The 25956-nt window shown below is 68.5% G+C and carries 22 protein-coding genes; 19 read left to right on the top strand and 3 right to left on the bottom strand.

Annotation, left to right across the window (positions count from 1 at the left end; all coding sequences use genetic code 11):
* Positions 1–84: 84 nt before the first annotated feature.
* Positions 85–942 carry a cytochrome c oxidase subunit 3 gene (locus tag WT24_RS20180; RefSeq protein WP_034208451.1) on the top strand — a complete coding sequence of 286 codons (858 nt, stop codon included), beginning with the start codon at positions 85–87 and terminating at the stop codon, positions 940–942.
* A gap of 182 nt (positions 943–1124) precedes the next feature.
* On the opposite strand, the gene WT24_RS20175 is transcribed toward WT24_RS20180, so the two are convergent.
* A complete protein-coding gene (locus tag WT24_RS20175) occupies positions 1125–1334 on the bottom strand; it encodes a twin transmembrane helix small protein (protein WP_006752055.1) in 210 nt (69 codons plus the stop codon).
* An 84-nt stretch (positions 1335–1418) separates the two neighbouring features.
* Here WT24_RS20175 and WT24_RS20170 point away from each other — a divergent pair, with 84 nt between their 5' ends.
* The 5 genes from WT24_RS20170 to WT24_RS20150 are packed head-to-tail and all read left to right on the top strand — an operon-like array spanning position 1419 to position 5501.
* Positions 1419–2129 carry an SURF1 family protein gene (locus WT24_RS20170; RefSeq protein ID WP_060035695.1) on the top strand — a complete coding sequence of 237 codons (711 nt, stop codon included), beginning with the start codon at positions 1419–1421 and terminating at the stop codon, positions 2127–2129.
* Positions 2130–2189: 60 nt separating this feature from the next.
* A complete protein-coding gene (locus tag WT24_RS20165; RefSeq protein WP_060035694.1) occupies positions 2190–2816 on the top strand; it encodes a hypothetical protein in 627 nt (208 codons plus the stop codon).
* Positions 2817–2841: 25 nt separating this feature from the next.
* Positions 2842–3954: a heme A synthase gene (locus WT24_RS20160; RefSeq protein WP_060035693.1), complete on the top strand. Its 1113-nt coding sequence runs from the start codon at positions 2842–2844 to the stop codon at positions 3952–3954.
* Between the two features lie 8 nt (positions 3955–3962).
* A complete protein-coding gene (gene cyoE, locus WT24_RS20155) occupies positions 3963–4865 on the top strand; it encodes a heme o synthase (protein WP_059506586.1) in 903 nt (300 codons plus the stop codon).
* Between the two features lie 18 nt (positions 4866–4883).
* Positions 4884–5501 carry an SCO family protein gene (locus tag WT24_RS20150; RefSeq protein ID WP_059506588.1) on the top strand — a complete coding sequence of 206 codons (618 nt, stop codon included), beginning with the start codon at positions 4884–4886 and terminating at the stop codon, positions 5499–5501.
* Between the two features lie 141 nt (positions 5502–5642).
* Here the strand turns inward: WT24_RS20150 and WT24_RS20145 are convergent, their stop codons facing one another.
* A complete protein-coding gene (locus tag WT24_RS20145; RefSeq protein WP_059506591.1) occupies positions 5643–5933 on the bottom strand; it encodes a YciI family protein in 291 nt (96 codons plus the stop codon).
* A 240-nt stretch (positions 5934–6173) separates the two neighbouring features.
* Between WT24_RS20145 and WT24_RS20140 the strand changes: the two genes are divergently transcribed.
* Positions 6174–7811, top strand: a complete 1638-nt coding sequence (locus WT24_RS20140; protein ID WP_059795492.1) for a methyl-accepting chemotaxis protein — start codon at positions 6174–6176, stop codon at positions 7809–7811.
* Between the two features lie 234 nt (positions 7812–8045).
* The gene (locus WT24_RS20135) at positions 8046–8861 is read left to right on the top strand and encodes a MetQ/NlpA family ABC transporter substrate-binding protein (protein WP_059795494.1); all 816 of its coding nucleotides are present in this window, start codon (positions 8046–8048) and stop codon (positions 8859–8861) included.
* Between the two features lie 86 nt (positions 8862–8947).
* Here the strand turns inward: WT24_RS20135 and WT24_RS20130 are convergent, their stop codons facing one another.
* Positions 8948–9256 (bottom strand): VF_A0006 family four-cysteine protein, encoded by a 309-nt coding sequence (locus tag WT24_RS20130; protein ID WP_059506597.1) that lies wholly within the window; start codon positions 9254–9256, stop codon positions 8948–8950.
* 335 nt (positions 9257–9591) lie between these two features.
* Here WT24_RS20130 and WT24_RS20125 point away from each other — a divergent pair, with 335 nt between their 5' ends.
* The 11 genes from WT24_RS20125 to nagE all read left to right on the top strand — a co-directional run bounded on the left by WT24_RS20125 (position 9592) and on the right by nagE (position 25860).
* Positions 9592–10557, top strand: coding sequence for an ABC transporter substrate-binding protein (locus tag WT24_RS20125; RefSeq protein ID WP_059506599.1), 966 nt, complete (start codon positions 9592–9594; stop codon positions 10555–10557).
* Positions 10558–10696: 139 nt separating this feature from the next.
* Positions 10697–11593 (top strand): ABC transporter permease, encoded by an 897-nt coding sequence (locus tag WT24_RS20120; RefSeq protein ID WP_059506601.1) that lies wholly within the window; start codon positions 10697–10699, stop codon positions 11591–11593.
* Between the two features lies 1 nt (position 11594).
* A complete protein-coding gene (locus WT24_RS20115; RefSeq protein WP_059795495.1) occupies positions 11595–12389 on the top strand; it encodes an ABC transporter ATP-binding protein in 795 nt (264 codons plus the stop codon).
* 337 nt (positions 12390–12726) lie between these two features.
* Positions 12727–13434: a translesion DNA synthesis-associated protein ImuA gene (gene imuA, locus WT24_RS20110; protein ID WP_060035710.1), complete on the top strand. Its 708-nt coding sequence runs from the start codon at positions 12727–12729 to the stop codon at positions 13432–13434.
* The gene (locus WT24_RS20105) at positions 13367–14854 is read left to right on the top strand and encodes a DNA polymerase Y family protein (protein ID WP_060035692.1); all 1488 of its coding nucleotides are present in this window, start codon (positions 13367–13369) and stop codon (positions 14852–14854) included. Before imuA ends, WT24_RS20105 begins: the two co-directional genes overlap by 68 nt.
* A gap of 6 nt (positions 14855–14860) precedes the next feature.
* Positions 14861–18076 (top strand): error-prone DNA polymerase, encoded by a 3216-nt coding sequence (locus WT24_RS20100; RefSeq protein ID WP_060035691.1) that lies wholly within the window; start codon positions 14861–14863, stop codon positions 18074–18076.
* 357 nt (positions 18077–18433) lie between these two features.
* Positions 18434–19168: a GntR family transcriptional regulator gene (locus tag WT24_RS20095; RefSeq protein WP_059506609.1), complete on the top strand. Its 735-nt coding sequence runs from the start codon at positions 18434–18436 to the stop codon at positions 19166–19168.
* A 116-nt stretch (positions 19169–19284) separates the two neighbouring features.
* Complete coding sequence (nagA, locus tag WT24_RS20090) at positions 19285–20388, top strand: N-acetylglucosamine-6-phosphate deacetylase (protein ID WP_059506700.1); 1104 nt, start codon at positions 19285–19287, stop codon at positions 20386–20388.
* Positions 20381–21397 carry an SIS domain-containing protein gene (locus WT24_RS20085; RefSeq protein WP_059506611.1) on the top strand — a complete coding sequence of 339 codons (1017 nt, stop codon included), beginning with the start codon at positions 20381–20383 and terminating at the stop codon, positions 21395–21397. Before nagA ends, WT24_RS20085 begins: the two co-directional genes overlap by 8 nt.
* A 15-nt stretch (positions 21398–21412) precedes the next feature.
* Positions 21413–24010 (top strand): phosphoenolpyruvate--protein phosphotransferase, encoded by a 2598-nt coding sequence (ptsP, locus tag WT24_RS20080; RefSeq protein WP_060035690.1) that lies wholly within the window; start codon positions 21413–21415, stop codon positions 24008–24010.
* Positions 24011–24096: 86 nt separating this feature from the next.
* A complete protein-coding gene (nagE, locus tag WT24_RS20075) occupies positions 24097–25860 on the top strand; it encodes an N-acetylglucosamine-specific PTS transporter subunit IIBC (RefSeq protein ID WP_059506615.1) in 1764 nt (587 codons plus the stop codon).
* The last annotated feature ends 96 nt before the right edge of the window (positions 25861–25956 follow it).

Raw genomic sequence — 25956 nt, 5'->3', positions numbered from 1 at the left:
AAAGAGCGGCGGCAGTCTCGCCGCGCAAGAAATAAAGCCGGAGCGTTTCCGGTACACAAATTGGACTGAAGTGGAGAATCAAGCATGAGCGGTCAAAACCAGACCCCGTACTATTTCGTGCCGCATCCGTCGCAGCATCCGATCAGCGCGGCCATCGGCCTGCTGGTCATGCTCGGGTCGGTAGCGCTGTGGATCAACGGTCACGACTGGGCGCCGTTTACGGCGCTGCTCGGCCTGCTGTGGTTGCTCTTCACGCTGTATCACTGGTTCGGCGACGCGATCGCCGAATCGGAAGGCGGTCATTACGGCAAGAACGTCGACAAGTCGTACCGCTGGAGCATGAGCTGGTTCATCTTCTCGGAAGTCATGTTCTTCGGCGCGTTCTTCGGCGCGCTGTTCTATGCGCGTGAAATCGCGCTGCACCAGCTCGGCAGCCTCGACTACAAGCTGATCTGGCCGGACTTCTCCGCCGTGTGGCCGAACGAAGGCCCCGCCGCGCTCGCCGGTCACTTCAAGACGATGGGCCCGTGGCCGATCCCGACGCTGAACACCGCGCTCCTGCTGTCGTCGGGCGTGACGCTGACGATCTCGCACCACGCGCTGCGCGACGATCATCGCAAGAAGGCGATTGCGTGGCTGGCCGCGACGCTCGTGTTCGGGATCTGCTTCCTGTTCCTGCAGGGCTTCGAGTACTACCACGCGTACAACGAACTGAACCTGACGCTGAACTCGGGCGTGTACGGTTCGACGTTCTTCCTGCTGACCGGCTTCCACGGCTTCCACGTGTTCCTCGGCGGCACGATGCTCGCGGTGGTGCTGGTGCGGATGATCCGCGGCCACTTCAAGCCCGATCATCACTTCGCGTTCGAAGGCGCCGCGTGGTACTGGCACTTCGTCGACGTCGTCTGGCTCGGCCTGTACGTCGTCGTCTACTGGCTGTAAATGGAAAAACGGCCCGCGCAGCGATGCGCGGGCCGTTTTCATTGGTGTGTGGGCACGGCGGCGAAGCCGCGGCCGACACCGCCCCGGCGCCGCCGCGACTCAGTCAGGCGGCGCTTTTGCTTGGTGGCGCGGCCGTGCGGCGAAATGTCACAGCGGTCGCGGCAGCCGGCGCGGCAACGGCATCAACGTCCGATCGGCAGGCCGGTCGAATGGATCCAGCCCATCCAGTTCGCGAACAGGATGAACAGGAACAGCGACACCGACAACCCGACGCGGGTGGCGAGCGACCAGACCATGCGCTTCGTATGGCCGCGGTCGTGCATCATGAAGTAGAGCGCCGAGCCCATGCTGGCAATGATGAGGACGAAGGCGATGGGAACGAGTATGTGCATGACACGAACCGGACGACGGCAATTCGAAAGGAAGAGGATAATTATCGCACTTCGCTTTCGCGCACGTGCCGGGCGGGCCGCACGATGAAGATTCGCTGGCTGCCTGCGCTGCTGATCCTCGTCGTCGTCGCCGTCACGATCCGTCTCGGTTTCTGGCAACGCGACCGTGCGCACCAGAAGGAGGCGCTGCAGGCGAGCATCGCGCGCTACGAGCAGGCGGCGCCGGTCGATCTCGGCGCGCAGCCGGTTCCGCTCGCGTCGATCGAGTTTCACCGCGTGCGGGCGAAAGGCCGTTTCGTGCCCGAGCAAGCGGTGTTCCTCGACAATCGGCCGTATAACGACCAGCCGGGTTTTTACGTCGTGATGCCGTTTAAACTCACGGGCGGCGGCGTCGTGCTCGTGAATCGCGGCTGGCTGCCGCGCAACATCGCCGATCGCACGGCGATCGAGCCGTTCGCGACGCCGGCGGGCGAGGTCGAGATCGTCGGCATCGCGCGCGCCGATGCGTCGCGCGCGTTCGAGCTCGGCGAAGGCGGGTCGGCCGCGCACCAGAAGATCCGCCAGAACCTCGACGTCGCCGCGTATGCGAAGGAAACCGGGCTGCCGCTGCAGCCGTTCGTGATCCAGCAGACGAGCGACGACGGCGACAAGCTCGTGCGCGACTGGCCGGCGGCGACGACCGGCGTCGAGCGCAATTACGGTTATATGTTTCAGTGGTGGGCGATGGCGGCGGCCGCGCTCGGCTTCGGCCTGTACGCCGCGCGGCGTGCGGCGAAGAAGTCGACCGGCGCGTGAGCGTCATGCCAGGACGCGGCGTCGGCGCCGCGGGTTCGTTTCGAGAGGTCTGATTTGTCCATGCAATCTTCCCGTCAAGGTCCGGCCGTAGCGCCGATGTCGCCCGAGGCCCGCAAGCGCGGCCGCTGGATGCTCGTGCTGCTGGGTCTCGTGTGCGCCGCACCGATGATCGCGTCGTACTTCACCTATTACGTGATCAAGCCGAAGGGTGGATCGACGAATTACGGCACGCTGATCGAGCCGCAGCGCCCGATCCCGGCGGATCTGCAGGTCACCGACGAAACCGGCAAGACGGTGCCGCTGTCGTCGCTGCGCGGTGTCTGGCTGTTCGTGATGACCGACCGCAGCGCGTGCGACGACGCCTGCGCGCGCAAGCTCTATTTCATGCGCCAGATCCGCGTCACGCAGGCGGGCGAACGGCACCGGATCACGATGGTATGGCTGCGCAGCGATGCGGGCCCGACGCCGCAAAAGGTGCTGGACGCGTATCCGGACACGCGCCGGCTCGTCGCGGATCCGGCCGCGGTGGCCGCGTGGCTGCCGGCCGATGCCGGCACGAAGGACAGCGACCACATCTACATGGTCGACCCGAACGGCAACCTGATGATGCGTTTCCCGAAAGACCCGAATCCCAGCAAGATCAAGTCGGACGTGACGAAGCTGCTGAAGTGGTCGAGTATCGGTTGAGGCAAGAGGACGAGGCACCATTCCGATGTCGTATCTACTGCAACTCGGCCTGATCGGCCTGTGCATCGCACTGCTGCCGCTGTCGTACGTGTGGGTGAAGGCCGACGACGACAAGTTCCGCAAGCTCGTGTGGATCACCACGTTCCTGACCCTCGACCTCGTGATGTTCGGCGGCTTCACGCGGCTGACCGATTCGGGGCTCGGCTGCCCCGACTGGCCCGGCTGCTACGGCACGTCGTCGCCGTTCATCGCGTATGCGGCGATCACGGCCGCGCACCAGGCGATGCCGACCGGGCCGGTCAGCATGACGAAGGCGTGGATCGAGATGATCCACCGCTATTTCGCGATGGCGATCGGCGTGCTGATCATCGCGCAGGTGGCGATCGCGTGGGCCGCGCGGCTGCGCCGCCGCCCGCTGCACGTGTCGCCGTGGTGGCCGACGAGCCTGCTGCTGCTGATCCTCGTGCAGGGCGCGTTCGGCGCATGGACGGTCACGATGAAGCTGCAGCCGGTGATCGTCACGATCCACCTGCTGCTCGGCCTCACGCTGCTCGGCACGCTGGGCTGGCTCGCGGCGCGGCAGACGCCGCTGCCGTCGCATGACCCGGAGGCCGGGCGTTACCGGGCGGCCGCGCTCGCGGCGCTCGTGCTGCTGGTCGTGCAGATCGCGCTCGGCGGCTGGGTCAGCACCAACTACGCGGTGCTCGCGTGCACCGACTTCCCGACCTGCAACGGCCAGTGGATTCCGCCGATGGATTTCCAGCACGGCTTTCACCTGTGGCGCGCGCTCGGGATGACGAAGGACGGCGACGCGATCACGCAGGACGCGCTGGTCGCGATCCACTGGACGCACCGCACGTTCGCGTTCGTCGTGGTCGCTTATCTGGTCGCGTTCGCGCTGAAGATGCGCCGCTTCGAATCGCTGCGGCGGCCCGCGAACGGCGTGCTGCTGGTCGTCCTGCTGCAGTTCGTGACGGGCCTGACCAACATCGTGCTGCAGTGGCCGCTGCCGGTCGCGGTCGCGCACAACGGCGGGGCCGCGATCCTGTTGCTGCTTGTCGTCATGTTAAACTTTCGCATCCTTTCAAGCCGCCCCGGCCGTGTCGCGCAGCCTGCGCGCGACGCCGCCCCGGCGTGACCGCCCCCATGCAAAGCACCCTCTCCCAATCGCCCGGTAGCCGCTTTTCCCAGTACATGGCGCTGACGAAGCCGCGTGTCACGCAGCTCGCGGTGTTCTGCGCGGTGATCGGCATGTTCCTCGCGACACCGGGCATGGTGCCGTGGCATGTGCTGATCGGCGGCACCGTCGGCATCTGGCTGCTGGCCGGCGCCGCGTTCGCGATCAACTGCCTCGTCGAGCAGAAGATCGACGCGATGATGCGCCGCACCGCGTGGCGCCCGTCCGCGCGCGGCGAGATCACGACGCCGCAGATCCTGCTGTTCTCGGCCGTGCTCGGCAGCGTCGGCGCATGGACGCTCTATACGTTCACGAACCCGCTGACGATGTGGCTGACGATCGCGACGTTCGTCGGCTACGCGGTGATCTACACGCTGCTGCTCAAGCCGATGACGCCGCAGAACATCGTGATCGGCGGCGCGTCGGGCGCGATGCCGCCGGCGCTCGGCTGGGCGGCGGTCACCGGCGCGGTGCCGGGCGACGCGTGGATCCTCGTGCTGATCATCTTCGTCTGGACGCCGCCGCATTTCTGGGTGCTCGCGCTCTATCGCCGCAAGGATTACGAGAACGCCGGGCTGCCGATGCTGCCCGTCACGCACGGCGAGAAGTTCACGCGCCTGCACATCCTGCTGTATACGGTGATCCTGTTCGCGGTCGCGCTGATGCCGTTCATTTCCGGGATGAGCGGGGCCGTCTACCTGACGAGCGCGGTGCTGCTCGGCGCGGTGTTTCTCGCGTATGCGTGGAAGATCCATCGCGACTATTCGGACGAGCTCGCCCGCAAGGCCTTCCGCTACTCGATCGTCTATCTGTCGCTGCTGTTCGCGGCGCTGCTCGTCGATCACTATGCACGCCCGCTGCTCGGCGTGTAACCGCACGGTTTGAACGCAATGCTCCAATCACGGTTCGGGCGCCGCGCGCGCCAAGGCTGGATGCTCGCGTGCGCATTCACGGCAGCGCTGCTGCTCGCCGGATGCGACAACGCGCCGAAATTCCAGAATCTCGACATCACCGGCAACACGCAGTTCGGCAGCGACTTCTCGCTGCCCGATACGACCGGCAAGATCCGCACGCTCGCCGACTTCAAGGGCCGTGCGGTCGTGATGTTCTTCGGCTATACGCATTGCCCGGACGTGTGCCCGACCACGATGGCCGAATTGTCCGAAGCGCTGAAGCAGCTCGGGCCGGATGCCGCGAAACGCGTGCAGGTGCTGTTCGTCACCGTCGATCCGGAGCGCGACACGCCGGCGCTGCTCGGCCAGTACGTGCCCGCGTTCGATCCGTCGTTCATCGGCCTGCGGCCGGCCGACGAAGCGCAGCTCAAGAAGGTCACGAAGGATTTCCGCGTGTACTACGCGAAGGTGCCCGGCAAGACGCCCGGCAGCTACACGATGGATCACACGGCCGCGAGCTACGTGTTCGACCGCGACGGCAAGCTGCGCCTGTTCGTGCGCGACGGCCAGGGCCCGGCTCCGTGGGTCCACGACCTGAAGCTGCTGGTCGACTGACCGGCGGCCGCCGGGCGCCCGGCCCGGCGTTTCGCGTGACGGCCGTTCTGCGCCGTCGCGTTTTCCCTTTCTCATCGTGGTGCGCATGCGCTGCCCGCCGGGCGGCGCGTCGACATGCGCGCGCGTTGCGCCGAAGTCGCGTTACGGCAGCGCCGGCACGTTGAAGCCGGAGGCGGCGCGCGTGACCCGGAATTCCGTCACGCGATACGTGGCGAGCCCCTCGGTGACGAACGGGTCGGTCTCGAGGATCGCGTCGAGCGCGTCGCGATCGATGCGGGCCGCGAGGATCATGCCGCCTTCGCGCGGCACCTTCGGCCCCGCCGCGATGAAGATGCCCTTGTCGAACTGCGGCTGCAGGTACGCGCGGTGGCGTTCGAGCGCGTCGTCGATGCGCTCGAGCGACGCGGTGTAGTGGATGTCGATGACGTACATGGATGGCCCTGGAATGATGCCGGCGCTTCGCGCGCCGGCCGGCCGGTCTTTTTAGCACAGCGGACGCGGTCTGTCGCGCCGGCGCGGCCTCGCGACGGGCGCCGTGCCCGTCGATCGCCGGTTCGCCGCGGCCGCGCGTATTCAAGATGCAAGCCTCGTTGCCGTAAATGAAAGGGCAACCGTTTGCGCGCGGCAGGCCGTTCGCGCGCCGGATGCATCGACATCGACAGAGGCACGCAGATGAGCAGAATGAGTTTGAATCGCAAGCTGTGGCTCGCGCTTGCGCTGGTATGGATCGGTCTCCTGGGCGTCGGCGCATGGAGCGCCTACGAGACCCGCGCGACGATGCTCGCCGAACGCAAGGCCGGCATCGCGAATCTCGTCGACTCGGCGGCGGGCATCGTGAAGGCCTATTACACGCTCGCGCAGAACGGCGCGCTGCCCGAGGCCGACGCGAAGCGCGACGCGCTCGCGCGCCTCGCCGCGATGCGCTACGGCGATTCGGGCTACGTGTTCGTGATGGATTCGAAGCCGGTCGTGCTGATGCATCCGACGCTGCCGAAGCTCGTCGACACGCAGGTCGGCGACTATCTCGATCCGGACGGCAAGCCGCTGTTCGTGACGATCCTGAACGCGGCGAAGGCGACCGGCAGCGGTTTCGCCGAATATCGCGGGCGGCTGCCGCACAGCGAGACGGCCGTACCGAAGATCAGCTACGTCACGCGGTTCGCGCCGTGGGACTGGAACATCTCGAGCGGCGTGTTCCTGAAGGACATCGACACCGTCTACTACCGGACGCTGCTTGGCCATCTGGCCGTGGTGTTCGTGATCGGCCTCGTGATCAGCGCGGCGATGCTGGTGATCATCCGCAACGTGCGCGGCAGCCTCGGTGGCGAGCCTGACGAAGCGGCCGCGCTCGCGACGCGCATCGCGCAGGGCGACCTGACGCAGCCGGTGCCGGTGCGCGCGGGCGACCGCACGAGCATGATGGCCGCGATGCACGACATGCAGGCGCGGCTGCAGGCGACGATTGGCGGGATTCGCCAGTCGGCCGAAGCGATCGCGTCGGCGAGCCGCCAGATCTCGGCCGGCAACGACGACCTGTCGCAGCGCACCGAGGAGCAGGCCGCGTCGCTCGAGGAAACGGCCGCAAGCATGGAGCAACTGACCGCGACGGTGAAGCAGAATGCCGACAACGCGCGGCAGGCGAGCGGGCTCGCGAACAACGCGTCGGACATCGCGCGCACGGGCAGCGACGTCGTGAACCGCGTGATCGGCACGATGGGCGAGATCGACGACAGCTCGCGCAAGATCGCCGACATCATCGGCGTGATCGAGGGCATCGCATTCCAGACCAACATCCTCGCGCTGAACGCGGCGGTCGAGGCTGCGCGCGCGGGCGAGCAGGGCCGCGGCTTCGCGGTGGTCGCAGGCGAGGTGCGCTCGCTCGCGCAGCGCAGCGCGACGGCAGCGAAGGAGATCCGCGCGCTGATCGTCGATTCGGTCGAGCGCGTGCGCAACGGCTCGACGCTGGTCGGCCAGGCCGGTACGACGATGGGCGAGATCCTGCAGGCGGTCGCGCGCGTGACCGACATCATGGGCGAGATCGCGGCGGCATCCGAGGAGCAGGCGAGCGGCATCACGCAGGTCGGGCGCGCGGTCACGCAGATGGACCAGGTGACCCAGCAGAACGCGGCGCTGGTCGAGGAAGCCGCCGCGGCGGCCGCGTCGCTGCAGGAACAGGCCGCGCGGCTGCGCGATGCGGTCGGCGCGTTCCGGGTCGGCGATGCCGGCGGCCCGTCGCCGCGCGGGGCCGGTGCGCGGGCGGCCGAACCGGCCTTCGGCGCGAAGGTTGCCGACGAGACGGTGGCGGCGTGACGCGTGTCGGCCGATGGACCGATGGGCCGATGCGGCGATGGACCGATGCGTCGAGAAAAACTGCAACTAACGGCCGAGTCGTGCGTCGGCCGCCGGCACTGCGCGGGTGCATACCCATATGAGCGGGATGTATTTCACTTCCCGCCGATCCTGTGACACCATTTGGCCCTTCCTGCGAGTCGGGGCATACCCGTATCGCGCCCCATTTCAAGTAAGCAAGAAAGCGAGAAACAGATGAAGCGTCGCAGTCTCCTGAAGGTATTTTCCGTGCTGGCCACCGGTGCCGCGCTGACGCTGTCGGCAGGCGCGCACGCCGAAGACAAGGTGATCAAGGTCGGCACGGTCGCCGGCCCGGATTCGGAAGTGTGGCAAGTCGTGCAGAAGGTCGCGAAAGAGAAGGAAGGCCTGAACGTGAAGGTCGTCGAGTTCAACGACTACGTGCAGCCGAATGCGGCGCTCGACTCGGGCGACCTCGATGCGAACAGCTTCCAGCACCAGCCCTACCTCGACAGCCAGGTGAAGCAGCGCGGCTACAAGATCGTCAGCGCGGGCCTGACCTACATCTCGCCGATCGGCGTGTACTCGAAGAAGTTCAAGTCGCTGAAGGATCTGCCGCAGGGCGCGAAGCTCGCGGTGCCGAACGATCCGTCGAACGAAAACCGCGCGCTGCTGCTGCTGCAGACGCAAGGCGTGATCAAGCTGAAATCGGGCGCCGGCACGGGCGGCAACAACGCGACGGTGCTCGACATCGCCGAGAACCCGAAGAAGCTGAAGATCTCCGAACTCGACGCCGCGCAACTGCCGCGCGTGCTGTCGGACGTCGACGCGGCCGTGATCAACACGAACTACGCGCTGGCCGCGAACCTGCAGCCGACCAAGGACGCGATCGCGCTCGAATCGCTGACGAGCCCGTACGCGAACCTGATCGCCGTGCGCGCGAAGGACAAGGATCAGCCGTGGGTGAAGAAGCTGGTCAAGGCGTACCAGTCGCCGGAAGTGAAGGAATTCATCAAGAAGCAGTTCAAGGGCTCGATGGTCGCGTCGTTCTGAACGCCGCTCACCGGTCGGACCGCTGAACGAAAAGGGCCTGCTCGCGCAGGCCCTTTGTTCATTGGTGCGGCAGGCGCGCGCCGATCCTACATCTCGCCGCGCCGCGAGCAGATCGCCATGATCTGCTGGATCGCGTAGTTGTCGCGCACGCCGGGCAGCGACTGCACGATGCACTCGTGAACGCGCCGCTCGCGCGGCAGCAGCATCGCGTTGTTGCGGTACAGCGCGTCGCACGAGCGCTGGATCAACTGCGCGGCGGCGCCGTTGCGGCTTTCGCGCAGCGCATTGAGCATGCAGTCGTCATATTGCGCGCTGCCGTCGGTCAGCGCGAATGCCGCGCCCGGCAGCGCCTGCGCGACGGCCGCGAAGGCGATCGCACGAATCGTTCGTTTCATGTCCCCTCCGATGGTGTGGATCGGGTCGGCGGACAGCATAACGTAAAGCCGCGAGCGCGGCTGGCGCGTTGCGCCGGGACCGGCGCGAAGCGCCGCCAGCCGGGCTTTCCAGGCATTTCATGGGGGCGCGGCGGCGCCGCGCATCGGCCGCTCGCGCGAAAGCGCGGAGTCAGGCGGTGGTCTGCGGAAATGGTATCCTCGTGCGTTCGCCGCCGCACGCTTTCCCGGAGCGTGCGCGGGCCAATCGCCCGCGTCTCGCACGTGCGGCGGGCGCCCGCCCGACGGCGGCGGGAATCCATCATCCAGAACCGACACAATACGGGGGAGACTCACCCATGAATCGTTTCAAGACTTTCGCGATCCGTTCGATCACGGCCGGCGTCGCCGCACTCGCGCTGGCCGGCGCCGCGCACGCACAGACGGTCAAGGTGCTGTCGATCGTCGACCATCCGGCGCTCGATGCGATCCGCGACGGCGTGCGCGCCGAACTGAAGGCGCAAGGTTACGGCGACGACAAGCTCAAGTGGGAATACCAGAGCGCACAGGGCAACACGGGCACGGCCGCGCAGATCGCACGCAAGTTCGTCGGCGACAAGCCCGACGTGATCGTCGCGATCGCGACACCGGCCGCGCAGTCGGTCGTCGCGGCGACGAAGAGCGTGCCGGTCGTCTACTCGGGCGTGACCGACCCGGTCGCCGCGCAGCTCGTGAAGGGCTGGGGGCCGTCGGGCACCAACGTGACGGGCGTATCCGACAAGCTGCCGCTCGACCGCCAGGTCGCGCTGATCAAGCGCGTCGTGCCGAATGCGAAGACGGTCGGCATGGTCTACAACCCGGGCGAGGCGAATTCGGTCGTCGTCGTGAAGGAGCTCAAGGAGCTCCTCGCGAAGCAGGGAATGGCGCTGAAGGAAGCGGCCGCACCGCGCACCGTCGACATCGGCCCGGCCGCGAAGAGCCTGATCGGCAAGGTCGACGTGATCTACACGAACACCGACAACAACGTCGTGTCCGCGTACGAAGCGCTGGTGAAGGTCGCGAACGAAGCGAAGATTCCGCTCGTCGCGGGCGACACCGACAGCGTGAAGCGCGGCGGCATCGCGGCGCTCGGCATCAATTACGGCGATCTGGGCCGGCAGACCGGCAAGGTCGTCGCGCGCATCCTGAAGGGCGAGAAGCCGGGCGCGATCGCGTCGGAGACGAGCAGCAACCTCGAACTGTTCGTCAATACGGGCGCGGCCGCGAAGCAGGGCGTCACGCTGGCGCCGGATCTCGTGAAGGAAGCGAAGACGGTCATCAAGTAAGCCCGCGGCCCGACCGCCGCGCTTGCCGGCCCGATCCGGGCCTCGACGACATCGCCGGACGGGCGGCTCCCACCCGGGCCGCCCGTTCGCTTCGCCCGGCCGTACACGTCCGGCCGGGAAGCAACAGGATTTTCCCATCATGTCTCTGTTCTCGTTTCTGGGCGCACTGGAGATCGGCCTGATCTTCAGCCTCGTCGCCCTCGGGGTGCTGATCTCGTTTCGCATCCTCAACTTCCCCGACCTCACCGTCGACGGCAGCTTTCCGCTCGGCGGCGCCGTCGCCGCGACGCTGATCTCGGCCGGCTACGACCCGTTTTCCGCGACCGCGCTTGCGATCGTCGCGGGCGCGCTGGCTGGCTTCGTCACCGGCTGGCTGAACGTGCGCCTGAAGATCATGGATCTGCTCGCCAGCATCCTGATGATGATCGCGCTCTACTCGGTGAACCTGCGGATCATGGGCCGGCCGAACGTGCCGCTGATCACCGAGCCGACGCTGTTCACCGTGCTGCAGCCCGACTGGATGCCCGATTACGTGCTGCGCCCGGCGCTGCTCGCGATCGTCGTCGTGGTCGCGAAGCTCGGCCTCGACTGGTTCTTCTCGTCGCAGCTCGGCCTCGCGATGCGCGCGACCGGCGCGAATCCGCGAATGGCGCGTGCGCAAGGCATCGCGACCGGTCGCGCGACACTCGCCGGGATGGCGCTGTCGAATGCGCTCGTCGCGCTCGCGGGCGCCCTGTTCGCGCAGACGCAGGGCGGCTCGGACATCTCGATGGGGATCGGCACGATCGTGATCGGGCTGGCCGCGGTGATCATCGGCGAGACGCTGCTGCCCGCACGCCGGCTGGTGCTGACGACGCTCGCCGTCGTGCTCGGCGCGATCGTCTACCGCTTCTTCATCGCGCTCGCGCTGAACAGCGAATTCATCGGTCTGAAGGCGCAGGACCTGAACCTCGTGACGGCCGCACTCGTCACGATCGCGCTGGTGCTGCCGGCGACGCGCAAGAAGCTGTTCGCGCGCAAGAACGGAGGGGCATGACATGCTGTCCGCACAAGACCTGAAACTCACGTTCAATCCCGGCACGCCGATCGAGACGCGCGCGCTGCGCGGGCTGTCGCTCGAGATTCCCGACGGCCAGTTCGTCGCGGTGATCGGCTCGAACGGCGCCGGCAAGTCGACCTTCCTCAATGCGGTCAGCGGCGATCAGCGCGTCGATGCGGGGCGCATCGCGATCGACGGCGCGGATGTGACGCGCAAGGCCGCGTGGGACCGCGCGCACCTCGTCGCGCGCGTGTTCCAGGATCCGATGGCCGGCACCTGCGAGGCGCTGACGATCGAGGAGAACATGGCGCTCGCGATGGCGCGCGGCGTGCGGCGCGGTTTCCGGGCCGCGCTCGATCGCCCGTCGCGCGAGCTGTTCCGCGACAAGCTGCGGCTCCTGAACCTCGGGCTGGAAAACCGGCTGACCGACCGGATCGGGCTGCTGTCGGGCGGGCAGCGGCAGGCCGTGAGCCTGCTGATGGCGTCGCTGCGGCCGTCGCGCATCCTGCTGCTCGACGAGCACACGGCCGCGCTCGACCCGAAGACGGCCGCGTTCGTGCTGGAGCTGACCGCGCGCATCGTCGCCGAGAGCAAGCTGACGACGATGATGGTCACGCACAGCATGCGCCAGGCGCTCGACTACGGCGATCGCACGGTGATGCTGCACCAGGGGCAGGTCGTGCTCGACGTGTCGGGCGACCAGCGCAAGGGACTCGACGTGCCGGACCTGCTGCAGATGTTCGAGAAGGTGCGGCACGAGCAGCTCGACGACGACGCGTTGTTGCTGGGGTGATTTGGGCTGCTTTCGGCTGTTTTGGCTGGTCTCTCGGGTGTTCCCGGCTGCTTTCGCCGGATCCCGGCTGATTCAGGCTGATCCGGGCCGATCGACCGGACGGCTGTTCGGGCCGCCCGGCCGGCGCGCAGGTTTGGCGTCGGTCGAGCGGTCCGTTTTCGTATGCGGAATACGGCCGTTCCGTCGCGTCGGCGCGACCTTCGATTTCGCAGCGGCGGACGCGTGCGTTCCGGCCCTCCCGGGCCTTCCGACGATCTGCATGTCCCTTTTTGTTGAGACCTGACAGCGCCCGGCACGATCCTCTATACTGTATATCCATACAGCATCGAGCCGCATGATGTCCGCGTCATCCCTGTCCCCCGAAACCCTTCATCCGTCGCTGTGGCGCGGCTCGCAGCTTGCGCGCGGCGGTCTGCGCACGATCGATACGGGCTTCGCGGCGCTGTCCGCCGAACTGCCGGGCGGCGGTTGGCCGGTCGGCGGCCTCGTCGAACTGCTGGCCGCGCAGCCGGGTTGCGGCGAGATGCGGTTGCTCGCGCCCGCGCTTGCCCGCAGCGTCAGCATCCGGCGGCCGCTCGCGCTCGTCGCGCCGCCGCAGTCGCCGCATGCCACCGCGCTCGCCAGTCTCGGCGTGCCGGCCGACACGCTGCTGTGGCTGCGCGCCGGCAGTCGCACCGATGCGCTGTGGGCCGCCGAGCAGGCGCTCAAGACCGGCTGTTGCGGCGCACTGCTGCTCTGGCAGGACGCGCGGCCCGATGCGCTGCGGCGCCTGCATCTCGCGGCCGCGCGCACGGGCGACACGCTGTTCGTGATGCTGCGCCCGATGTCGGCCGCGCGGCAGCCGTCGCCGGCCGTGCTGCGCGTCGCGCTGTATCCGGTGCCGGGCGGCGTGTCGCTCGACATCGTCAAGCGTCGCGGGCCTGCGCGTAGCGAGCCGCTCGTGCTCGATTTGCCGTCGCCCATCGTGGAGAGCCGCTATGCGCGTCTTGCTCGGCATCCATCTGCCGCGCCTGCCGCTCGACGTGTGCGTCCCGCCGCCGTCTGACGCAGCCGCCGGCGAGGCCGGCAGTGCGGTGCTCGAGCAGGGTGTCGTGCTGATTGCCGATGCGGCCGCGCGCCGGCAGGGCGTGCGTGCGGGCATGAAGCGCGGCGGCGTGCTCACGCTTGCGCCCGACACGCAGCTCGTCGAACGCGATCCCGCCCGCGAAGCCGATGCGCTGCGCGCGGTCGCGCTCGCGTTGCTGCGCTTTTCGCCGTGCGTTGCGTTCGACGACGAAGCCACGCTGATCGTCGACGTCGGTCCGAGCCTGCGCCTGTTCGGCGGCTTGCCGTCGCTGTGCCGCCAGGTGCGCGCGACGCTCGCGGCGCTCGGCTATGCGGCGCGCCTGTCCGCCGCGCCGACCGGGCGCGGCGCGTGGCTGCTCGCACGCACGTCGGCGCGAGCGCGCATCCGGCGCCGCGTCGCGCGCCAGGCCTCGCTCGTCCGCACGCTCGACCGGCTGCCCTGTGTGCTGCTGCCCGATGCGCGTCCGTATGCGGGCTGGTTCGACGGCCTCGGCTGCCGCACGCTCGCCGATCTGCGCCGCCTGCCGCGCGCGGGGCTGCAGCGGCGCTGCGGTCCCGCGCTGCTGGCCGCGCTCGATCGTGCGTACGGCGAAGCGGTCGAGCCGCTCGCGTGGATGGCGGTGCCGCCCGTGTTCGACGTGCGGCTCGAATTGCCGGAGCGCGTCGAATACGCGGAAGCCGTGCTGTTCGCCGCGCGGCGGCTCGTCGTGCAGCTGTGCGGCTGGCTGGCCGCGCGGCAATTGTCGTTGGCCGCGATGACGTTCGAGCTCGAGCACGAGCGCGGCCGTCAGGCCGTGCCGCCGACGCCGCTCGAGCTCGCGTTTGCCGCACCCGTGCGCGACGACGCGCATTTCATGCGGCTGCTCGGCGAGCGGCTCGCACGTGTCGAGTTGCCGGCCGCGGTGATCGCGGTGCGCCTGAAGGCCACGCGCGTCGAATCGGTCGCGCCGCCGGCCGACGATCTCTTTCCCGAGCCGGGCGGGACGCGGGAAACCCGCGAGCGGTTGTTCGAACTGCTGGTCGCCCGGCTCGGCGCGGAGAACGTATTGCGCGCGGCGCCCGTCGCCGATTACCGGCCCGAGGTGGCGAACCGCTGGCTGCCGCTCGATGCGCAGGCGGGCAAGCCGGCCGGCGGGCCGCCGGCCGTGCCGCCGCGTCCCGCGTGGCTGCTCGCCGAACCGCTGCCGTTGCTGATGCGCGGCGAGCGGCCGGTGTTCCATACGCCGCTGCGGATGATGTCGTCGCCGGAGCGGATCGAGGCCGGGTGGTTCGACGGTCAACTGGTCGCGCGTGATTACTGCGTCGCGCAGGACGAAGAGGGCGCGTGCTACTGGGTATTCAGGGAACGGACGAGCAGCCAGGCGGACCCGCACTGGTTTCTGCATGGGCTGTTCGGGTGAGCGGCGATGAGTACGGAATTCAGTGTGCTGCCCGATTACGCGGAGTTGTTCTGCCGCTCGAACTTTTCGTTCCTGCATGGCGCGTCGCATGCGGAAGAACTGGTCGAGCGCGCGGTGGAACTCGGCTATCGCGGGATCGCGATCACCGACGAATGCTCGCTCGCGGGTGCGCCGCGCATGCATGTCGCGGCGAAAGCGGCCGGGCTGCCGTTGATCGTCGGTTCGTACTTCGAGGTGACGCCGGACGATGTTCCGCCCGGCTACGATCCGGGGCCCGGCGCGTTCGGGCTCGTGTTGCTCGCGCAGAACCGTGAGGGGTACGGCGACCTGTCCGAGCTGATTTCGTGGCGGCGGATGGCGGCGCCGAAGGGGACGTACACGCTGACGCCGCGAATGCTGTCGGCGCCGCCGACGGAGTTTGCACATTTGCGCGGCATGCCCGATTGCTTCGCGATTCTCGTGCCCACGTACCCGGTGCGGGCGAACGTGCTCGATGCGCAGGTCGCGTGGTTTCGCGCGACGTTCGGCGAGCGTGCGCGGCTCGGGCTCGTGCAGTTGCAGCGTGCGTGGGATGGTGTGCAGCGAGACGAAATTCGCGAGGCCGGCGAGCGGCGCGGCGTGCGCGTCGTCGCGCTGGGCGACGTGACGATGCACAAACGTTCATGCAAGCTGCTGCAGGACGTGATGACGGCGATCCGCGTCGGGATGCCGGTGTCGGAATGCGGCCATGCGCTCGCACCGAACGCGGAACAGCATCTGCGTTCGCGCGGGCGGATCGCGAAGCTGTTTTCGTCGGCGGAGATCGCGGAGACGTGTGCGATTCTCGATGCATGCGATTTCGAACTCGACGAGTTGAAGTATGAATATCCACTCGAACTCGTGCCGCGCGGGCACACGCCGACCAGTTATCTGAAGCAGGAGACGTGGGCAGGTGTCGCTCGACGCTATTGGAATGGGGTGCCGGCGAAAGTGGCGAAGCAGATTCGATATGAGCTTGCCCTGATCGCAAAGCTGGAGTACGAACCGTTCTTCCTGACCGTCTACGACATCGTCAAATACGCGCGCAGCCGGAACATCTTGTGCCAAGGGCGCGGGTCGGCCGCGAACTCGGTGGTCTGTTATTGCCTCGGCATCACCGAAGTCAATCCGGATCAAAGCACGATGCTGTTCGAGCGCTTCATCAGCGTGGAGCGCGGCGAGCCGCCGGATATCGACGTCGACTTCGAGCATCAGCGTCGGGAAGAAGTGATTCAGCACATCTACCAGAAATACGGACACGACCGCGCGGCGCTCGCGGCCGCCGTCTCGACGTATCGTCCGCGCGGCGTGCTGCGCGAAACCGGCAAGGCGCTCGGCGTCGATCCGATGCTGGTCGACCGTGTCGCGAAGGGGCATCGCTGGTTCGACGGCAGCCGCGATCTGCTGCAGCAATTCGCGTCGGTCGGGCTCGATCCGGCGACGCCGATCATTCGCGCATGGGCCGAACTGGCGGGGCGCCTGCTCAACTTTCCGCGTCATCTGTCGCAGCACTCGGGCGGCTTCGTGATCAGCCGCGGCAAGCTCACGCGGCTCGTGCCGGTCGAGAACGCGGCGATGGACGGGCGGCGCGTGATCCAGTGGGACAAGGACGATCTCGAAGCACTCGGGCTGATGAAGGTCGACGTGCTCGCGCTCGGCATGCTGTCGGCGTTGCATCGCGCGTTCGACCTGCGCACCGCGTGGCGCGGCCCGGCGAAGGACGGCAAGCCGTTCACGCTGAAGCACATTCCGCAGGACGACGAAGCGACCTACGACATGATCTGCCGCGCCGATACGGTCGGCGTGTTCCAGATCGAATCGCGCGCGCAGATGTCGATGCTGCCGCGGCTGCGGCCGCGCGACTATTACGATCTGGTGATTGAGGTTTCGATCGTGCGCCCCGGGCCGATCCAGGGCGGCGCCGTGCATCCGTATCTGAAGCGGCGCAGGATCAAGGCGGGGGAGGAGAAAGGGAAGATCACCTATCCGAGCGACGCGCTGAAGGAAGTGCTCGAACGCACGCTCGGCATCCCGATCTTTCAGGAACAGGTGATGCAGATCGCGATCGTCGCGGCCGGCTTTACACCCGGCGAAGCCGACAAGCTGCGTCGTGCGATGGCCGCGTGGAAGCGCCGGGGCGATCTTGGCCCTTACCACGACAAGATCGTCGACGGCATGCTGGCCCGCGGCTACACACGCGAATTCGCCGAACAGATCTTCGAGCAGATCAAGGGCTTCGGCGAATACGGGTTCCCCGAAAGCCACGCCGCGAGCTTCGCGAAACTCGCGTACGCGAGCAGTTGGCTCAAATGCCACGAACCGGCGATCTTCCTCGCCGCGCTGCTGAACAGCCAGCCGATGGGTTTCTATCCGCCGTCGCAACTCGTGCAGGACGCAAAGCGCCACGGCGTGCAGGTCCTGCCGATCGACGTGACGCAAAGCGGTTGGGAGGCATCGCTCGAAGCGCTGCCCGGCCAGCCGTCGCCACACGGCCAGCCGGCCGTGCGGCTCGGCCTGTCGCTCGTGAGCGGCTTCGGCGAAGCCGCCGCGCGCCGCATCGAAGCCGCGCGCGTAGTGGGCCCGTTCATGAGCGTCGACGAACTCGCCCGCCGCGCGCAGCTCGAACGGCGCGACCTCGAAGCGCTCGCCGCCGCGAACGCGCTCGCGACGCTCGCCGGCCATCGCCGCGATGCGCTATGGCAAGCGGTCGCCGCGGCGCCGGAGCGCGACCTGCTCGCCGCCGCGCCGATCGACGAACCGGACAAGCCCGCGCTCGGCGCGCCGTCCGAAGCCGACGAGATCCTCGCCGATTACGACACCACCGGCCTCACGCTGAACCGCCACCCCGTCGCGTTGCTGCGGCCGGCGCTGCGCGCGCGGCGGCTGTCGTCCGCGGCCGAACTGCGCGATCGCCCCGACGGCCGGCTCGCCCGCGCGTGCGGGCTCGTGACCGCGCGGCAGATGCCGGGCACCGCGAAAGGCGTGATGTTCATGACGCTCGAAGACGAAACGGGCTGCGTGAACGTGATCGTCCGGCCCGAACTGCTCGCGCGGCAGCGTCGCGAAACACTCGATTCGAAACTGCTTGCGGCGTCCGGCGTGTGGCAGGTCGTGAGCGATGTAAGACACCTCGTCGCGCAGCATTTCGAGGATCTGACGCCGCTGCTCGGCGGCCTGCGCACGTCGAGCCGCGAATTCCACTGACATTCCGCCGCCGCCCACGGCCCCCGAACGACTCCCCTGACGCGAACCGCCGGCCCGGCGGCACATCGCCACGCGATGCATACCAGTTGGCTCAATTGGTTCTATTCCGGTCTCATATCCACTCCCGAAACACGCCTGAATCCCACCCGGTAACTGTCCCCTTGCATACCACCCCGGGTAAATCCCTATCCTGCGACGCGTTGTAAACAAAGGCTTTTCCGGCGCTAAAACGCTTGCCGTGCAAGGCTTTCGGCGATTTTCGCGGTGCTAATACCAGTTCGTTGACTGGTATTATGGTGGTTATATAATGCGTTCACTTTCGACGGTCCGAGATCGTCGTCCGACACGCGGAGGCACATGGAAACCGGCTGGTCCGAACTGGCGCCCGATCCCCTCGACGATACGCCGCTCTATCTGCAGCTCGCCCGCAAGCTGGCGAGCGCGATCCACGCCGGCGCGTGGCGGGCCGGCGAGGCGCTGCCGTCGGAGCGGCTGCTGTCGGTGTCGGTCGGCGTGTCGCGGATCACCGCGCGTCGGGCGCTCGCGCTGCTGGTCGAGCAGGGACTGATCAAGCGGGCGCGCGGCGCGGGCAGCTTCATCACGCCGCGTGTCGCCGATCCGCTGTCGCATCTCGTCGGCTTCACCGCGAAGATGCGGCAGCGCGGCTTCGTGCCCGATTCGGTGTGGCTGTCGCGCACGCTGCGCGCCGCGAGCCGCGACGAGACCACGCATCTCGGCCTCGCGCCCGGCGCGACGGTGGCGCGGCTCGAACGGCTGCGCCGCGCGGACGGCATCGTGATGGCCGTCGAGCATTCGACGCTGCCCGCCGCGGTGGTGCCCGATCCGCAGGCGCTCGGCGCGTCGCTGTACGAATATCTCGACGCGCGCGGTATGGCCGTCGTGCGCGCGCTGCAGCACTTTCGCGCGGCGAACGCGACGCACGCGATCGCGAAATGGATGGCGGTGAAGCCGGGCTCGGCCCTGCTGGTGATCACGCGGATCGGCTACGGCGCCGACCAGCGCGCGATCGAAATGAGCGAAACGTATTGCCGCGACGACTACTACGACTTCGTCGCCGAACTGAAACGCTGACGCGGGAGACTGCCGGCGCACCACGCGCGATGGAACGCAATCGCGCGCGATGAATCGCAACGAATTGGCAAATCACGACGCGGATGCCCGCGTCACCGGATCATCAAGAGAACGTCATGCTGACTGGCAACATCCTCACCCCCGACGGCTGGATTCACGGTTCGCTCGATAGCGAGAACGGTCGCATCACCACGCTCGACGGCGTGCCCGTCGATCCCGCGCAGAACGACGCACCGTACATCCTGCCTGGCTTCATCGACCTGCACGTGCACGGCGGCGGCGGCGCCGACGTGATGGAAGGCGGCGACGCGATCGAAACGATCGTCCGCACGCACGCGCAATTCGGCACGACGAGCCTGCTCGCGACGACGATGACCGCGCCGCGCGACGAGCTGATGGAGGTCGTCGCGAACCTCGGCGCCGTCGCGCGCACCCGCACGCCGGGCGGCGCGCGCGTGCTCGGCGTGCATCTCGAAGGGCCGTACATCAACCCCGGCAAGCTCGGCGCGCAGCCCGACGCGGCCGTGTCGGCCGCGCTCGACGAGGTGCTGAAGTACCTGTCGATCGCGCCGATCCGCGTCGTCACGCTCGCACCGGAAATCGCGGGCCACATCGAGATCATCGGCGAGATGGCCGCGCGCGGCGTGCGCGTGCAGCTCGGCCACTCGCTCGCGACCTACGACGACGCGGTCGCCGCGCTCAAGCACGGCGCATGCGGCTTCACGCATCTGTTCAACGCGATGTCGCCGCTGCATCACCGCAACCCGGGCCTCGTCGGCGCGGCGCTCGCGCACGCCGAATACGCGGAAATCATTCCCGACCTGCTGCACGTCCACCCGGGCGCGATTCGCGCGGCGCTGCGCGCGATCCCGCGCCTGTACGTCGTGACCGACAGCACATCCGCCACCGGCATGCCCGACGGCGAATACCGGCTCGGCAGCCAGCACGTGACGAAGTGCCTCGGCGGCGTGCGGCTCGCCGACGGCACGCTCGCCGGCAGCACGCTGACGATGGACCAGGCGCTGCGCAACCTCGTGTCGCTCGGCCTGCCGATCGCCGACGTGTCGAACCGGATGTCGCGCTACGCGGCCGACTACCTCGGCGTCGCCGATCGAGGCCGCCTCGAGCGCGGCGCATGGGCCGACCTCGCGGTGTTCGATCGCGACCTGAACCTCACCGCGACCTACGTCGAAGGAGAATCGATTGTCGAATATGCTTAAGGAAGCGCGCGAGTCCGCCCAGGTCGTCGCCGCGCAGATCGCCGACACCGCGCGCGTCGAAGCGCTCGCCGGCCAATTGCTCGATCACCCGCCGGCCGTCGCCTTGACGGTCGCGCGCGGCAGCTCGGATCACGCCGCCAGCTATTTCGCGAGCCTGACGATGAGCCGCCTCGGCGTGCCGGTCGCGTCGCTGCCGATGTCGGTCGCGACGCTGCAGCAGGCGCCGCTGAAGGTGCAGGACCAGCTCGCGATCGCCTTTTCCCAGTCGGGCAAGAGCCCCGACCTCGTCAATACGATGGCCGCGCTGCGCGAAGCCGGCGCACGCACCGTCGCCGCCGTGAACGTGCTGCCGTCGCCGCTCGCCGACGCGTGCGAGCACCAGTTGCCGCTGCTTGCCGGCCCCGAGCTGTCGGTCGCCGCGACCAAGAGCTATATCGCGATGCTGTCGCTGTCCGCGCAGATCGTCGCGTACTGGCAGCGCGACGCCGCGCTGATGACCGCGCTGCGCGGCCTGCCCGACGTGCTCGCGCAGGCCGGCCGGCTCGACTGGTCGCAGGCCGTCGGGGCGCTCGCGGGCGTCGAGCGGATGATCGTCATCGGCCGCGGCCTGGGCCTCGCGATCGCGCAGGAAGCCGCGCTGAAGCTGAAGGAAACGTCCGGCATCCAGGCCGAGGCGTTCTCGAGCGCCGAAGTCCGTCACGGCCCGATGGAGCTGATCGACCGCGACTATCCGCTGCTCGTGTTCGCGCCGCCCGGGCCCGAGCAGGCCGGCCTGCTGCAGCTTGCCGCGGACATGCGCGCACGCGGCGCCGCCGTGCTGCTCGCGGCGCCCGCCGGCACGCCCGGCGTATCGGGCACCGTGCTGCCGCTCGCGCAGTCCGCCCATTCGGCGCTCGACCCGATCGCCGCCATTCTTTCGTTCTACGTGATGGCGGCGGATCTCGCCGTCGCGCGCGGCCGCAATCCCGACACGCCGCGCCACCTGAACAAAGTGACAGAAACGCACTGATAGCCGAGAAAGCCGATGAGACGCGCCGAGGAATCCCAGTTGAAGAGCCCCACCCACGATCAGATCGTTCTGCTCAGCCCGTTGACGGGGCCGATCGTCGCACTGGCCGACGTGCCCGATCCGGTGTTCTCCGGCGGGATGTTCGGCGACGGCATCGGCGTCGACCCGCTCGCGGGCCGGCTCGTCGCGCCGTGCGCGGGCGTCGTGTCGCATTTGGCGCGCACCGGCCACGCGGTGACGATCACGACGCCGCAAGGCGCGGAAGTGCTGCTGCACATCGGCATCGACACCGTCGAGCTGAACGGGCAGGGCTTCATCGCGCACGTCGAAGCCGGCGCGCGCGTCGAAGCGGGTGCGCTGTTGATCGAGTTCGACCAGGACGCGGTGGCGCGCCACGCGCATTCGCTCGTGTCGGTGATCGCGATCGCGAATTCCGACGCGTTCGAGGTCGTCGATCGCGCGAGCGGTTTCGCGACCGCCGGCGAGACGCCGTTGCTCGCGCTGCGCGGCAAGGGCGACGCCGCCGCGCAGGCGGCGCAGGCTGGTGCTGCCGCGCACAACGAAGTGCGCCGCGAGATCGTGCTCGCGCAGCCGGGCGGCCTGCATGCGCGGCCGGCCGCACGGGCGCGTGAAGCCGTGCGCGGGTTCGACGCGACCGTCGATGTGCTGTTCGACGGCCGCAAGGCGTCGATCGCGAGCGTCGTCGGCCTGCTCGGCCTCGGCGCCGGCGAAGGCGCGACGGTCGAACTGGTCGGCCGCGGCGCGCACGCGCAACAGGCCGTCGATGCGGTCGAGCACGAGCTGCTGCGCGAAGCGCACGGCGAAGTGGAGGAACAGCCGGCGCGGCTGAAATCGCCCGCGCCGCAGACGGTCGCACGCCACACCGGCGCACCGCGCGATGGCGCGCCCATCGATCCGAACACGCTCGCCGGCGTATGCGCGTCGCCCGGCATCGCGGTCGGCACGCTGGTGCGTCTCGACGATGCGGACATCGTGCCGCCCGAACAGGCGACCGGCACGCCAGCCGCGGAAAGCCGCCGGCTCGATCAGGCCCTGAAGGCGGTCGACGCCGAACTCGGCGAAACGGTGCGCAACGCCTCGGCGCGCGGCGCGGTCGGCGAAGCGGGCATCTTCGCGGTGCATCGCGTGCTGCTCGAGGACCCGACGCTGCTCGACGCGGCGCGCGACCTGATCAGCCTCGGCAAGGGCGCGGGCTTCGCATGGCGCGCGACGATCCGCACGCAGATCGACACGCTGTCGAAGCTCGACGACGCGCTGCTCGCCGAACGCGCGGCCGACCTGCGCGACATCGAGAAACGCGTGCTGCGCGCGCTCGGCCACACGAACGGCGCCGCGCGTGCGCTGCCCGACGAGGCCGTGCTCGCGGCCGACGAGTTCACGCCGTCCGACCTGTCGTCGCTCGATCGCGAGCGCGTGACCGCGCTCGTGATGGCGCGCGGCGGCGCGACGTCGCATGCGACGATCATCGCGCGGCAGCTCGGCATCCCGGCGCTGGTGGCGGTCGGCGACGCGCTGTACGCGATTCCGGACGGCACGCAGGTCGTCGTCGATGCGAGCGCGGGCCGGCTCGAACACGCGCCGACCGCGCTCGACGTCGAGCGCGCGCGGCACGAGCGCCAGCGCCTGGACGGCGTGCGCGAGGCGAACCGGCAACAGGCCGGCGAGGTGGCCGCGACGGTCGACGGCCGCGCGATCGAAGTCGCCGCGAACATCGCGACGCTCGACGACGCGAACACCGCGGTCGACAACGGCGCGGACGCGGTCGGTCTGCTGCGCACCGAGCTGATGTTCATCCATCGCCAGGCCGCGCCGACGGCGGTCGAACACCGGCAGAGCTACCAGTCGATCGTCGACGCGCTGCAGGGCCGCACGGCGATCATCCGCACGCTCGACGTCGGCGCGGACAAGGAAGTCGACTACCTGACGCTGCCGCCCGAACCGAACCCGGCCCTCGGCCTGCGCGGCATCCGTCTCGCGCAGGTGCGCCCCGATCTGCTCGACGATCAATTGCAGGGCCTGCTCGCGGTGAAGCCGTTCGGCGCGGTGCGCATCCTGCTGCCGATGGTGACCGACGCGGGCGAACTCGTGCGGTTGAGAAAGCGCATCGACGAATTCGCGCGCGCGCAGGGCCGTACCGAGCCGATCGAGGTCGGCGTGATGATCGAGGTGCCGTCGGCCGCGCTGCTGGCCGACCAGCTCGCGCAGCACGCGGATTTCCTGTCGATCGGCACCAACGACCTGACCCAGTACACGCTCGCGATGGACCGCTGCCAGGCCGACCTGGCCGCGCAGTCCGACGGCCTGCATCCGGCCGTGCTGCGCCTGATCGACATCGCGGTGCGCGGCGCGGCAAAGCACGGCAAGTGGGTCGGCGTGTGCGGTGCGCTCGGCGGCGATCCGCTCGCGGTGCCGGTCCTGGTGGGCCTCGGCGTGACCGAACTGTCGGTCGACCCGGTGTCGGTGCCGGGCATCAAGGCGCGTGTGCGCCGTCTCGATTACCAGTTGTGCCGTCAGCGCGCGCAGGATCTGCTCGCGCTCGATTCGGCACAGGCGGTAAGGGCAGCAAGCCGCGAGGTCTGGCCGCTCGACTGACGTCGACGGGGGGCGCGCGACCCGTTTTACTACGAAAGCAATTAGGTCAACGACGCTTAATGACGAGACATGGATTGGAGGACTGAATGGACGGGAACCCGTTTCTGAAGATACAGGGCCTGGGTCGGGCGCTGATGCTGCCGATCGCGGTATTGCCGGTCGCCGGCATCCTGCTGCGGCTCGGCCAGCCGGATGTGTTCAACATCAAGATGATCGCCGACGCCGGCGGCGCGATCTTCGACAACCTGCCGCTGCTGTTCGCGATCGGCGTGGCGGTCGGCTTCGCGAAGGACAACAACGGCGTGGCGGCGCTTGCGGGCGCGATCGGTTACCTGATCGAAACCGCGATCATGAAGGACATCGATCCCAAGCTGAACATGGGCGTGCTGTCCGGGATCATCGCGGGTGTCGTCGCGGGCCTGCTGTACAACCGCTACAAGGACATCAAGCTGCCGGACTACCTCGCGTTCTTCGGCGGCAAGCGGTTCGTGCCGATCATCACGGGGCTGGTCTGCGTGATATTGGGCATCGCGTTCGGGTACGTGTGGCAGCCGATCCAGCATGCGATCGATGCGGCCGGCCAGTGGCTGACGACGGCGGGCGCGATCGGTGCGTTCGTGTTCGGCTTCCTGAACCGTCTGCTGCTCGTCACCGGCCTGCACCACATCATCAACTCGCTCGCGTGGTTCGTGTTCGGCAACTTCACGCCGCCCGCCGGCGGCGAGATCGTGCACGGCGACCTGCACCGCTTCTTCGCGGGCGACCCGACCGCGGGCACCTTCATGGCCGGCTTCTTCCCGATCATGATGTTCGGCCTGCCGGCGGCGTGTCTCGCGATGCTGCACGAAGCGCCGAAGGAGCGCCGCGCGATGGTGGGCGGCCTGCTGTTCTCGATGGCGTTGACGTCGTTCCTGACCGGCGTGACCGAGCCGATCGAGTTCAGCTTCATGTTCCTCGCGCCGGTGCTGTACGTGATCCACGCGGTGCTGACGGGGTTGTCGCTCGCGATCTGCCAGATCCTCGGCGTGAAGCTCGGCTTCACGTTCTCGGCCGGCGCGATCGACTACGTGCTGAACTACGGGCTGTCGACGAAGGGCTGGATCGCGATTCCGCTCGGCATCGCGTATGGCGCCGCGTACTACGGACTGTTCCGCTTTTTCATCCGCAAGTTCAACATGGCCACGCCGGGCCGTGAGCCGGCATCGACCGACGCAGCCGCGCAATCGTACGCTTCGGGCGGCTTCGTCGCGCCGGGCGTGGCTGCAACGGCTGCCGCACCGCGCGCGCAACGCTACATCGCCGCGCTCGGCGGGGCGGCCAACCTGTCGGTCGTCGATGCGTGCACGACGCGCCTGCGCTTGACCGTCGTCGATCCGGAGAAGGTATCGGAGCCGGAACTGAAGTCGATCGGCGCACGCGGCGTGCTCAAGCGCGGCGGCAACAGCGTGCAGGTGATCATCGGGCCCGAGGCCGACATCATCGCCGACGAGATGCGTGCCGCGATCGGCGGCGGCGCGGCCGGTGCCGCATCGGCGGCAACCGGCGCTGCCGCGCAGCCCGTCACGGGCGCGGCCGCCGGGCCGCTCGATCCGGAGCCGGCCCGCTGGCTCGCGGTGTTCGGCGGGGCGACCAACGTCGCGTCGCTCGAGGTGGTGGCCGCCACGCGCCTGCGTGTGGTCGTGCGCGATCCGTCGGCGGTCGATCGCGAGCGTCTCGGCACGCTCGACGTCGCATGGGTGTCGCTCGACACGTTCCACATCGTCTGCGGCAACGCGGCGGCGCGCTATGCCGAACAGCTCGGCGCGCGCCTGCCGCCGTCGGGCGGCGGCACGGCCGCACAACCGGCGTGATGCGGTGAAGCCGGCCTGATCGATCCGCGCGGCGGACTCGGGCAGGCGGTCAAAAGAAAACGGCTTGCGACGTATGCGTCGCAAGCCGTTTTTTCT

Origin of the sequence: Burkholderia sp. MSMB1078WGS, assembly GCF_001528895.1 — a bacterium.
GTDB lineage: Bacteria > Pseudomonadota > Gammaproteobacteria > Burkholderiales > Burkholderiaceae > Burkholderia.
The sequence above is the reverse complement of the archived record's forward strand: the minus strand, read 5'-3'. Positions and strand labels throughout refer to the sequence as shown.